The organism is Rhodococcus sp. G6(2025) (assembly GCF_058628105.1).
Genome location: NZ_CP179750.1, coordinates 2,667,371 through 2,679,354, shown reverse-complemented (window position 1 = coordinate 2,679,354; position 11,984 = coordinate 2,667,371). Strand labels below are relative to the sequence as shown.

General features: G+C 66.1%; 11 protein-coding genes. 8 read left to right on the top strand and 3 right to left on the bottom strand.

Features of this window, described 5'->3' with window-relative positions; genetic code table 11:
* The first annotated feature begins 12 nt into the window (after positions 1-12).
* Positions 13-615 (top strand): AMIN-like domain-containing (lipo)protein, encoded by a 603-nt coding sequence (locus ACLIVD_RS12160; protein WP_280783560.1) that lies wholly within the window; start codon positions 13-15, stop codon positions 613-615.
* Between the two features lie 101 nt (positions 616-716).
* Positions 717-2,615, top strand: coding sequence for an ABC transporter ATP-binding protein (locus ACLIVD_RS12155; protein WP_283332925.1), 1,899 nt, complete (start codon positions 717-719; stop codon positions 2,613-2,615).
* Here the strand turns inward: ACLIVD_RS12155 and ACLIVD_RS12150 are convergent.
* Positions 2,596-3,999, bottom strand: coding sequence for a maltokinase N-terminal cap-like domain-containing protein (locus ACLIVD_RS12150; RefSeq protein ID WP_317569173.1), 1,404 nt, complete (start codon positions 3,997-3,999; stop codon positions 2,596-2,598). The genes ACLIVD_RS12155 and ACLIVD_RS12150 overlap by 20 nt on opposite strands.
* Complete coding sequence (gene treS, locus ACLIVD_RS12145) at positions 3,996-5,852, bottom strand: maltose alpha-D-glucosyltransferase (RefSeq protein ID WP_283332923.1); 1,857 nt, start codon at positions 5,850-5,852, stop codon at positions 3,996-3,998. Before treS ends, ACLIVD_RS12150 begins: the two co-directional genes overlap by 4 nt.
* A gap of 152 nt (positions 5,853-6,004) precedes the next feature.
* On the opposite strand from treS, the gene ACLIVD_RS12140 reads away from it, so the two are divergent.
* Positions 6,005-6,556 carry a mycothiol transferase gene (locus ACLIVD_RS12140; RefSeq protein ID WP_491932526.1) on the top strand — a complete coding sequence of 184 codons (552 nt, stop codon included), beginning with the start codon at positions 6,005-6,007 and terminating at the stop codon, positions 6,554-6,556.
* Positions 6,557-6,643: 87 nt separating this feature from the next.
* Positions 6,644-7,276 carry a hypothetical protein gene (locus ACLIVD_RS12135; protein WP_283332921.1) on the top strand — a complete coding sequence of 211 codons (633 nt, stop codon included), beginning with the start codon at positions 6,644-6,646 and terminating at the stop codon, positions 7,274-7,276.
* Positions 7,277-7,312: 36 nt separating this feature from the next.
* Here ACLIVD_RS12135 and ACLIVD_RS12130 read toward each other — a convergent pair whose 3' ends face one another.
* Positions 7,313-9,073 (bottom strand): DEAD/DEAH box helicase, encoded by a 1,761-nt coding sequence (locus tag ACLIVD_RS12130; RefSeq protein WP_025432210.1) that lies wholly within the window; start codon positions 9,071-9,073, stop codon positions 7,313-7,315.
* A gap of 192 nt (positions 9,074-9,265) precedes the next feature.
* Here ACLIVD_RS12130 and ACLIVD_RS12125 point away from each other — a divergent pair, with 192 nt between their 5' ends.
* The 4 genes from ACLIVD_RS12125 to ACLIVD_RS12110 all read left to right on the top strand — a co-directional run bounded on the left by ACLIVD_RS12125 (position 9,266) and on the right by ACLIVD_RS12110 (position 11,898).
* Complete coding sequence (locus ACLIVD_RS12125; RefSeq protein ID WP_491932525.1) at positions 9,266-9,709, top strand: hypothetical protein; 444 nt, start codon at positions 9,266-9,268, stop codon at positions 9,707-9,709.
* A gap of 28 nt (positions 9,710-9,737) precedes the next feature.
* Complete coding sequence (locus ACLIVD_RS12120) at positions 9,738-10,400, top strand: hypothetical protein (RefSeq protein ID WP_491932524.1); 663 nt, start codon at positions 9,738-9,740, stop codon at positions 10,398-10,400.
* A 583-nt stretch (positions 10,401-10,983) separates the two neighbouring features.
* Positions 10,984-11,328 (top strand): hypothetical protein, encoded by a 345-nt coding sequence (locus ACLIVD_RS12115; RefSeq protein WP_491932523.1) that lies wholly within the window; start codon positions 10,984-10,986, stop codon positions 11,326-11,328.
* 366 nt (positions 11,329-11,694) lie between these two features.
* Entirely contained in the window at positions 11,695-11,898 is a 204-nt protein-coding gene (locus ACLIVD_RS12110) for a hypothetical protein (protein ID WP_491932522.1), read from the top strand.
* Positions 11,899-11,984 lie beyond the last annotated feature (86 nt).

Here is an 11,984-nt window from a genome sequence, read left to right as displayed (position 1 = left end):
TACGATCGGATCATGATCAACCACCGGATCGGTCCCTTCGCCGCGTTCGCCGCCTGCGCCCTGGCCCTGACGCTCACCGGATGCTCGGAGTCGAACTCCCCCAGCAGTGTGGCGGCGACGTCACCGGCCGCGGCCGCCACCACCAGCAGCGCCCTCGAATCCGAGTCGGCGCCGATCCCGACCGATGCGTCGCCGAAATCGTCCGCGGCGTCCGGGTCAGCGAAGCTCACGGTCACCGACGTCCGCGTCGGCGAGCACGAGGGATTCGACCGTGTGGTGTACGAACTCGGCGGCAAGGGCACACCGGGCTGGCGGGTCGCGTATGTGGACGAGGCGGTGCAGGACGGAAGCGGCAAGACGATTCCGGTGTCGGGCAACGGCATCCTGCAGGTGCAGATCGACGGCTCGGCGTACCCGTTCGACAGTGATGTGGAGGGATACTCGGGCCCCAACCCGGTGCCCGGCGTTCCCGGCGGCACGGTGACGGAGGTCAACGGCGCGCTCGTGTTCGAAGGCGTCACGCAGTCGTTCATCGGCGTGACGCAACCGGGCCGGCCCTTCACGGTGTCGACGCTGTCCGACCCGACGCGGGTGGTCGTGGACGTCGCGAAGTAGCGCTTCCGCGCTCGCCGCTTGACCTCGAGTAACGTTGAGGTTCTACCGTCGTGTCATACCCCGGCTCTACCGTGGGGGGATAGCGACAGGAGGCCGCTGGCATGAGCATGGAAGTCACGGCGTGGAACGCGATGTACAACGCGATGCACGCCCAAGAGGATCGTCGACCCTTCTCCCGCACGACGCTGCGGCGGATAGCCCGGTTCGCTCTGCCCCACCGCCGCAGCCTCGGGTGGTATCTACTGCTCAGCGTCGTCACGGCCGCGCTGGCGGTGGCCACCCCGGTGCTGGCGGGCCGGGTCGTCAACGCCATAGTCGGCGGCGACGCGGTGTCCGTGATCGTGCGCCTCGCGGCGCTCATCGCGGTCATCGCCGTACTCGAATCCGCTCTCGCCCTGTGGACGCGGTGGCTGTCCGCGAGCATCGGCGAGAACCTGATCCTCGACCTGCGGACCGCCGTGTTCGACCACGTGCAGCGGATGCCGATCGCCTTCTTCACCCGCACTCGCACCGGCGCGCTGGTCAGCCGCCTCAACAACGACGTGATCGGTGCGCAGCGCGCGTTCAGCGACACGCTGTCGGGCGTGGTGTCCAACCTCGTCACGCTCGGCATCACGCTCATCGTGATGATCGGGATCTCCTGGCAGATCACGCTGTGCGCACTGCTGCTGTTGCCGATCTTCGTCCTGCCCGCCCGCAGGATGGGCGCGCGGCTGGCTCAACTCAATCGTGAGGCAGCCAACCACAATTCGGTGATGAGCACTCAGATGACGGAGCGGTTCTCGGCGCCGGGTGCCACCCTCGTGAAGCTGTTCGGTCGTCCGTCGGAGGAGTCCGCCGAGTTCGCGGTCCGTGCCCGGCGGGTACGGAACATCGGTGTCCGCACGGCGATGCTGCAGTCGGTGTTCGTCACCGCGCTCACGCTCGTGTCCGCTCTCGCGCTGGCGCTCGTCTACGGACTGGGCGGGTTCTACGCGCTGCGCGGACAACTCGACGCGGGAGCCGTTGTCGCGATGGCGATGCTGCTGACCCGGTTGTACTCGCCCCTCACCGCACTGGCCAGCGCACGCATGGACGTGATGAGCGCGCTGGTGAGCTTCGAGCGCGTCTTCGAGGTCCTCGACCTGAAGCCGTTGATCGCGGAGAAGCCCGACGCGGTCGCGGTGCCCGACGGCCCGGTGTCGGTGGAGTTCGACTCCGTGGAATTCGCGTATCCCTCGGCCGACAAGGTGTCGCTGGCATCGCTCGAGGAGGTCGCGACCCTCGACACCCGCGGCGGCGTCGAGGTGCTGCACCGGCTGTCGTTCCGCGCCGAACCCGGGCAGATGGTCGCGCTGGTGGGATCGTCCGGAGCCGGCAAGTCCACCATCGCCCAACTGGTTCCCCGGCTCTACGACGCGGACGCGGGCTCGGTGAAACTCGGCGGGGTGGACGTGCGCGACCTGACCGCCGACTCCGTGCGGGCCACCGTCGGCATGGTGACTCAGGACGGGCACCTCTTCCACGACAGCGTGCGGGCCAATCTCCTGCTCGCCCGGCCGGGTGCCACGCCGGCCGAACTCGCGGAGGTGCTCGAACGGGCGCGGCTCACCGACCTCGTCGCGGCCCTGCCCGACGGCCTCGACACGGTGGTCGGCGAACGCGGCTACCGGCTGTCGGGAGGCGAACGCCAGCGGCTGACCATCGCGCGCCTGCTGCTCGCGCATCCGCGGGTGGTCATCCTCGACGAGGCGACGGCGCACCTCGACTCCACGTCCGAGGCCGCCGTCCAGGAGGCGCTGGGCGAGGCCCTCGCCGGGCGGACCGCGGTGGTGATCGCGCACCGGCTGTCGACCGTCCGCGCGGCCGATCTGATCCTCGTGGTCGAGGCCGGGCGCATCGTCGAACGCGGCACCCACTCCGAGCTGCTCGCCGCGGGCGGCCGGTACGAGGAGCTGTACCGCACTCAGTTCGACCCGGGCACGGTGTCGTCCCCGACGCTCACCGAGGTGCTGAGGTGAGTCTACGAATGGCGGAGAGGGGCAGGCCGATCCAATTGGGACGGTTCCTCGCCTCGTACACGGTCTCGTACACCGCCTTGTCGAGTTCGTAGGCCCGGAGCAACGCCGCCGCCTCACGCGGGTCGGTGCCCGACACAGAGGCATAGCCCTCACAGAAGGCGTCGGCGTTGCGCTGCGCCCACTCCCTCGCGCGGAAGTCCCGCTGCGACGCCGCCCCCATCGCTCCCATCGGCACCGAATCTGCCAGCAGGTGGTGAGCGGCGTAGTCGAAGGACCGCAGCATTCCCGCGACATCCCGCAACGGGCTGTCCCGTTCCCGGCGCTCGTCGAGCGTCTTGGCGGGCTCCCCCTCGAAGTCGATGAGCAGCCAGCGCTCCGGTGTCCGCAGCACCTGACCGAGGTGGAGGTCGCCGTGAATCCGCTGGACGGTGGTAGCGCCCAGAGCTTCCGCCTCGGCGAACTTGCCCCGCACCGCCGCCGCCACCTCCCCCAGTTCGGGAACGATCGAGGTGGCGGCGTCCAGCCTGCGCGTCATCGCCTCCACGGTCGTCGACGCCACCTGTCGTTCCTCCGCACCGAGCGCACGCGCCAGGGTGGCGTGCACCTCGGCGACGGCGGCGCCCATCCGATAGGACTCACCGGCGAAGTCCGTCCCCAACTCCGCGGCGTGGAGATCCGCTTCGATCAGGAGGTCGCGGACGCTGCCGAGCGCCATGCTCCACCCGTCCGCCGAATTGGCCTCGAAATCCTGGACCATCGCGAGGGTCGTCAGAATCCCGGCCACGTCCGTCTCCATCCACGCTCGCAGCGTCGCCACGTATTCGCTGCCCGCTTCGGCGAGCGCGAGGTGGAGTTCGACGTCCGGGTTCACGCCCGGCGTGACCAGACGGAAGATCTTCATCAGGAGCTTCTCCCCCAGCACCACCGACGTGTTCGACTGCTCCGCGCCGAGTGTCCGCCCACGGAGCCCCGGTTCGATCACCGTGCCCGGCACCGTTTTCAACTGCACCGGCCCGGATCCCTCCGCTTCCGACAGCAGGTCGGCGTACAGGGTGATGATCTCGGCATCGTGCAGGCCGTCGTACGCGATCATGACGTTCCCGTCGCCGTCCGGCAGCGCCCACGGCTCGAGGTCCTCGGGCAGATGACTGCGGAACCCCAGCGGTATCTGGTACACCTGCGGCGGCCCCGCCTCGAACTCCACCGACACCAGGAGATGCTCGGCGGAGAACCCGAACGCCGATGTCAGTTCGTGCCGCAGCAGGATCCGCACCGCCGCGATGGTGGTGCCCTTGGCGGCGAACCACCGCCGGTCCGGCAACCACCGCACGAGTTGCCGCTCGAGGGACTCGTCGGGAATGCGTTCACTGGTGGGTTCGTTCACTGCTGCACCGCCTGTTCCGCTTCGCTGCTGACCGGGTGTCCGCTCACCGCGCCGCCGGACTTCGGATCCGGTTGCAGCGCAAACCAGAAGAATCCGTGACCGGGAAGGGTGATCATGTATCCGTCGTCCCCGATCGCGGGGAAGGGAACGGAACCGGTGAGCTCCACGGGGATTCGGCCGGCGAACTGGGTGAGGTCCAGGATCACCGCCTGCGGGAACCTGGACAGGTTGTTGACGCACAGAATGACGTCGCTGTACGGGCGGTCCCGACTCGGCGGCGTCTCCCGCACATACGACAGGACGGCCGGGTTCGCGCTGCCGAGTTCGGTGAACGACGCCGTTCCGAACGCCGGATGCTGTTTGCGAACCTGGATCAGGCGGCGGGTCCAGTGCAGCAACGAGTTGGTCGAGTTCATCTGCGCCTCGACGTTCACCGACTGGTAGCCGTACGTGGGATCCATGATGACCGGCAAATACATTCGGGCCGGGTCGGCACGGGAGAATCCGGCGTTGCGGTCGGGCGTCCACTGCATAGGAGTCCGCACCGAGTCCCGATCGCCGAGCCAGATGTTGTCGCCCATGCCGATCTCGTCGCCGTAGTAGAGGACGGGCGAACCCGGCAGGCTCAGCAGCAGCGCGGTGAACAGCTCGAGCTGGTTGCGGTCGTTCTCGAGCAACGGCGCGAGACGTCGCCGGATGCCGATGTTCGCCTTCATCCGCGGATCCTGCGCGTATTCGGAATACATGTAGTCACGCTCCTCGTCCGACACCATTTCGAGGGTCAGCTCGTCGTGGTTCCGGAGGAAGATTCCCCATTGGCACGAACTCGGAATCGGCGGGGTCTGCGCGAGGATCTCGGAGATCGGGAACCGGTTCTGCCGGCGCACGGCCATGAAGATGCGGGGCATCAACGGGAAGTGGAACGCCATGTGGCACTCGTCGCCCACGTCCGGCTCCCCGAAGTACTCCACGACGTCCGAGGGCCACTGGTTGGCTTCGGCGAGCAGCGCCCGCCCCGGGTACTCGGCGTCCATGACGGCCCGGCACTTCTTGAGAAACGCATGCGTCTCGGGGAGGTTCTCGCAGTTGGTGCCCTCCCGCTCGAACAGATAGGGCACGGCGTCCAGCCGGAAGCCGTCGATTCCGAGGTCCAGCCAGAATCGCAGCACGTCGATCATCGCGTCCTGGACGTCGGGATTGTCGTAGTTCAGGTCCGGCTGATGGGAGAAGAAGCGATGCCAGTAGTACTGCTTGCGCACCGGATCCCACGTCCAATTGGACGTCTCGGTGTCGACGAAGATGATGCGCGCGTCCGGATACCCTTCGTCACGGTCCGACCACACGTAGAAGTCGCCGTACGGGCCCTCGGGGTCGGTGCGCGACTCCTGGAACCATGCGTGCGTGTCGGAGGTGTGGTTCATCACCAGGTCCGTGATGACTCTGATCCCGCGGCGGTGCGCCTGATCGAAGAGCTGGACGAAATCCTCGACCGTCCCGAACTCCGGGAGCACGGCGCGGAAGTCGCGAATGTCGTAACCGCCGTCGCGTAGCGGTGAGTCGTAGAACGGCGGCAGCCACAGGCAGTCGACGCCGAGCCAGGACAGGTAGTCGAGCTTGGACGTCAGCCCCTGGAGATCGCCCGTTCCGTCGCCGGAGGAATCGAAGAACGCGCGGACCAGCACCTCGTAGAACACCGCGGTCTTGAACCACTCGTTGTCCACTTGCAGTTCTCTGGCGTGGAAGAAGTCTTCGGACCGGGCCTCGATGATGTGGCCTTCGAGGTCGTGCTCCGGTGAGGCCGCGCCCTCCCGGGACGGGTCGGCGAAGGCCGACGACGAATCTTCCAGGGCCATAAGCACCTCGGTTCGCGACTCGATCACAGGAACAGGGGCGTTCCCCGGACACGTGCCTCGATCGTAGGTCGGTCCTGCCCGAACCGCTGGGGACGCGCGCAGAGTGTCGATCGAGGACAGTAGGTGTCCGCTATTCGCGCCACACTGAACTCATGACCGAGACACCCAGCACCCAGAACCCCATCTTCGACGAGCGCGGACTCCTTCTCCTCATGCTGGACAACCAGCGCACCGCCTTCCGCAACGCGATGTCCGGGCTGACGGAGGAGCAGGCCCGCAGTGTGCCCAGCGCCAGCGAGATGAGCCTGGCGTCCCTCCTCAAGCACGTGATCGACGGCGAAGAGGCGATGACCTCCCGCATCACCGGGGCTCCGCGCGATGTCGGCGACGACCCGGTGGCAGCGTGGATGGCCGCATGGAACGTCACCGAGGACGAGACCGTCGACGCCCTCCTCGCCCGCTTCGACGACGCACAGCGCGCTACCGAGGCCGCCGTCGCCGCCGAAACCGATCTGGATCGCGACGTCGACCTGCCCGCCGACGTGGCGCAGTGGATGGCGTCGGGAGTCGTCTTCACGGTCCGGTACATGCTGCTGCACCAGATCGAGGAACTCGCCCGGCACGCCGGTCACGCCGACATCATCCGGCAATCCCTCGACGGCGCGCGCGCCGATACGCTGGCCGGCGGCGGCAGCTGGTCCTGACTGTTTCCGCTCTCTCGGGTAAATTCTCCGCTCGGGCGGCGCTGCAGAGCCGCCCGGACGAGACAACGAGGAGTTCAGGTGGACGGTATGAGCGTGATGCGACGCACGATCGCGGCGGCAACGGTCGGTATCGCGGCGACTTTCGGCCTGTCGGGCACGGCAGCGGCCGAACCGGCCACCCCGGACGTCCCCGGCCTCGCCGAACTGCGCACCCAGGCCGACAAGCCCGAGGCGAAGGCCGCGGTCGAGGCGCTGGCCACGTCGACGGTGCTGCATGACGTCGCGGGCGCGTACACCCCGTTCCTCTACACCGCACCGACCGTGGGTTGCGGCACCGTCGCACCGGTCACGCTGACGCTGGCGTCGGGCACCACCGGGCCCACCGCCGAGGTGAAGGCCAACGAGATCAGCTTCCAGGCCCTCTCCGCGTACCCCGGTGTCGTGAAGTCCTCGGGACTCAACGTCGCGTGGATCAACACCAACACCGGCGCCAGCGGAATCCTGCCCCTCGACGGCGTCACCGAAGGCGGCTACCCGGCGCTGAACAAGGTCGTGGCGACGGGGCCGGGCACCGTCGTGGCATCGATCTTCGGCACCGTCGGCTACACCAACGCGACCTGCTACGTGCTGCCGACCGTCGGTTCGTTCTTCGTTCCAGAGGAGGGCCCGCTGCCCGCCGAGGCGGCACAGCCCGCCCCGGCTCCCGCTCCCCCGGCGTAACCGCCGGGGATCCCCTTCGGGAGGGCCGCGTGAGAACTACTCGCGCGGCCTTTTCCGGCTGTCCCGGTCGCGCTGGAACTTTCCGCCTGCCCGATCGTCGCGGCCACCGCGCGGTCGGCCCGACGGCGGACCCGAATCGGGTTGCAGCTGAATCAGCACACCGGAGATCCGGGTACGACGCAAAGCCTCGAGGGTCTCGCTGGACAGGTCGGCGGGCAACTCCACCAGGCTGTGGTCCGGGCGGATGCTGATGTGCCCGAAGTCGCTGCGCCGCAGCCCACCCTCGTTCGCGATGGCACCGACGATCGCACCCGGCACCACACGGTGCCGCTTGCCGACCGCGATGCGGTACGTCGCGAGCTCCTGGCCCTCCGGTCCACGCGACCGCGTCGGGGGGCCGTCGTCGAACCGGCGCGCCGGGCGTTCGCGGGGCTCGCGCTCACGGCGGGGCGCGGGCGGCGGTTCGGGCGCCATGAGGAACGCCTCACCGTCGCGCGACTGCACCGCGAGCGCGGCGGCGATGTCGGCGAGCGGCACGTCGTGTTCCTGCTCGTAGTCCTCGATCATCTTGCGGAACAACGCCAGATTGTCGGACGTGAGGCTCTCGGTGATCGAGTCGCCGAACTTGGACACCCGCTGCGCGTTGACGTCGTCGACGCTGGGCAGCTGCATCTCGGCCAGCGGCTGACGGGTCGCCTTCTCGATGGCCTTGAGCAGGTGCCGCTCGCGCGGTGCCACGAACAGCAACGCCTCGCCGGCGCGCCCGGCGCGACCGGTACGGCCGATCCGGTGGACGTACGACTCCGTGTCGTGCGGGATGTCGTAGTTGACGACGTGGGAGATGCGGTCCACGTCCAGGCCACGCGCGGCCACATCGGTGGCCACGAGGATGTCGAGGGCGCCGCTCTTGAGCTGGCCGATGGTCCGTTCACGCTGCGCCTGCACGATGTCGCCGTTGATCGCCGACGCGGAGAATCCGCGCGAGCGCAGTCGTTCCGCGAGGTCTTCGGTGGCCTGCTTGGTGCGCACGAAGATGATCATCGCCTCGAAGTCCTCGACCTCGAGGACACGCGTCAGGGCGTCGAGCTTGCGCTGGTGCGCCACCTGGACGTACCGCTGCGAGATGTTGGAGGCCGTCGACGTCTTCGACTTCATCGTGATCTCGACGGGATCGTGCATGTACTGCTTCGAGATCTTGCGGATGGCCCCCGGCATCGTCGCCGAGAACAGCGCCACCTGCTTGTACTCCGGAGTGTCGGCGAGGATGCGCTCGACGTCCTCCTGGAAACCCATCTTCAGCATCTCGTCGGCCTCGTCCAGGACGAGGTAGGAGAGCTTGGACAGGTCGAGCGTGCCCTTCTCCAGGTGGTCGATCACTCGACCGGGCGTGCCCACCACGACGTGTGCGCCGCGCCGCAGCCCCGACAACTGGACGCCGTAACTCTGACCACCGTAGATGGGCAGGACGTGCAGGCCCGGAATATGGGCGGAGTACTTGCCGAACGCCTCCGCGACCTGCAGCGCCAGTTCCCTCGTCGGAGCGAGGACCAACGCCTGCGGCGACTTCTGCGTCAGGTCGATCTTCGAGAGGATCGGTACCGCGAACGCAGCGGTCTTGCCGGTGCCGGTCTGCGCCAGGCCGACGACGTCGTTGCCGGCGAGGAGGGGCGGAATGGTGGCTGCCTGGATCGGCGAGGGCGACTCGTAGCCCACATCGGACAGTGCCTTCAAGACCCGATCATCGATGTCGAGGTCGGCAAAAGTGGGGGGTTCGGGGTCACGCTCGATATCACTCATTGACCAGCAGTTTATCAGGCATCTACACCCCCACATGCCCAACCTGCAACAATGCGCGACGTAGGCGAATAGACGTTCGATGTGCGTGGACTGTGCGTGTCAGTGCAACTGCAGCTGAGCCCAAACTTCCGTGCGAATCCAGGGGCGTATATTTCCAGACCGGTGAGTCCGTTTCAGTAGAGGGAGCGATGAGTGCCGAACCCGGAAATATTCCAACTACTCGCAGCGGTGATCGGGAGCATCGCGTCACTCATTTTTAGCCGCCGGGCGAAACACGAAACAGAGCCCCCTCCTCCGACACACGCGGAATCGATCAGCGAGCGAATCGAGCTCCTTCGCGAAAATCTGGCGGAGTCGTCCAACGTGATCGATGAGATAAACGCCGAACTGCAGGTCCAGATCACTGCCTTAGAGAAGATCCGGGCCGAAGCCGAGCAGAATCAACGACTGGCCGAGCTGAATGCAGAGGCGGCCGCCGCTGTAAGGAATCTCGTCGCCAACACTATTGAAGTTGCACAGGCAGACGCGTCAAAGCGCGACTCAAGGAAGCAACGATGGTACTTCTACTCTGGGCTTGCATTGGCGGTACCGCTTGCGGTGGTGGCCAATTTCCTCTATGCCTTCATGACTCACTAACACCTTCCCGCGCGTGTAGCTTCAACTCATGCCGGATTGGGTCTCGTGGGACAACGTGAAGAACGTCGGTGCCGTTGTGTCGTTCGTCACTGCGTGGCTCGTCGTCAACAACGAGGTCCGTCGGCGTCGCGCATTCCACCGCGTTTATTGGCACATCGAGCATCGCGGAACCGTGACGGGGCGAGACTCTGCCGATGGGACCTCACGTCAACTCGAAGAGTTCACCCTGACGAACATCGGTTCGGATGCCGCAACGGGGGCGGCCTACCTCGTCCTAGGTATCGGGTTCGTCAACGGGTATGACATCCCGCCGACGCCCTACTTGGCGCCCGGCGACTCAACGAAGATCGTCACGTTGAGCGGCGACCTCGATCAAGCATGGGCGTTCGTGACTTGGACAGATGTCGGAGACCGCCGCTGGAATTACTACGAATGGCTGCCGCTTATGCAGAGGTCTCCGCTGCAGGATGAACTGATGCGTCAGATGGGGCACCGTTGGGGACGGAAGCGCTACCTCGACAAGTTGCCGTGGACGAAGGGAGCCAGCGTCGGTCCAGGCGAGGGTTGCGTCCCACTCACACGCACTCCCGCACGACCGGGAAAGTGGAGGGAACGCAAACGCGAGACAGCTTGGAGCAGCGCTACAAACTTCCCGAAGCTCGAACAAGCCCGCGAGAACGAACCAGCCTGACCACACACCCCCGCGAGGCACCGCGTCGTCTCGTTGGTTTCCTGCCCGCGATTCGGCACGTGTACGTTCATGTCGTTGAACGTCGTAGGTGTTCATTGACCTCAAGTCTTTGACTCCATCGCAGGCCTGTCGTCGTTCAGCACCAAGGCCCCTCCCCGGGTTGCGTCGTGTGTCGTCGTTGTCATCGTCGGTTCCGGGAGGGGCTTTCTGGTGGGCACGGTTCCTGGCAAACATCATGCCTCTCAACTCAATACGCCCATCGTGTAACGTGCTTGCCGTTCGTGTTGCCGGTGCCTATCGGGGTCGCCGGGCGACATGGGCACAGGGCGTCTCTCACTTCGACTCGGGGAGGCGCCCTTTCCCATGCCTCGGCCAATGCGCTTCTAACGCATCCGATCACGTCACACGATCAATCACTCGTCGCACATGCGTTCAGGGACTCAGAATCGCTCTGAAGACGTTCAATCGCGCTCCTATCGTCACCGTGTCGCGCAGTCGTCGCCAATCCGGTACGGACGCTCGCTGCCTGGGCATTATCGTCCTGCACGAAGTTCCCGACAACGAACGAAAGGCACTGGCCGCCATGGCAACCCAGAAGAAGATGCTCACGACGAAGGAAGCTGCCGACCAGCTCGGCATCGACCCCAAGGCGCTTCGCGTATTCCTGCGCACAGCACAAGGTGCCGCATTGGTCGAGCGCGACGGCAAGGCGAAGTACGCCATCCCCGCATCCAACGTGTCAAAGATCAAGGCTGGCTTGGCCGCACATACGAAGGCCGCCGAGGCACGTAAGGCAGCGAAGGCAGCCCAGGAGACGGCTGAACCCGACCTCGAACCGGAGGATAACGAGGACACCACACCCGAAGATGACGAACTCGAGGAAGTAGGCGAGGACGAGGAAATCGAGGAACTGGAGGACGCCGAATGAGCACCTACGACTCTGATGCTGAGCGCGACTGCCAGGCGTGTGGTGCACAAGATGACGAGCCCTGCTTCCTCGGGTGCCCAGAGCATGAGGAGGGCGCGCGATGCCCACACCTCGGCCTACATTGCCAGCGAAACGGATTGATGGGCTTACGCGTTCGCAAGCAGCCGACCTGCTCACGGAACTGCGCACGACGTTCCCAGGCGTACACCGTCGCAGTGTCGATCTGCGTCGCATGATCCGCGAGGCACAGGACGAGCTTGCACGCACGACGCAACGTGAGGCCCTGATCCTCGACTCGATCCAGGCGTTGTCCGAACTGTTCGACTGAACCTCACGACGCATCAATTGCACTCGAAAGGACCGCCCATGTCCCCCGACCCGCTCGACACCGCAATGGCATTCGATCCGCCTTTCGACGCGGTCGCATTCAACGCAAGGTATGGACCACCGACGACTGCACCCGTCAGTCTCGGCAATCTGTACGACGCCCACACCCAACGTGATCGACTGAGCGTGCCCATCTCGACGTTGGTGCTGTTGGCATTCGTGATTCTCGCGCTGGCAATGTAGCTGCCCCCGCATAAACGAACGGCCCCGGATGTACCTAGCATCCGGGGTCGCTCGGTAGGAAGCGTAGCGCATCGTGCACGTCATCG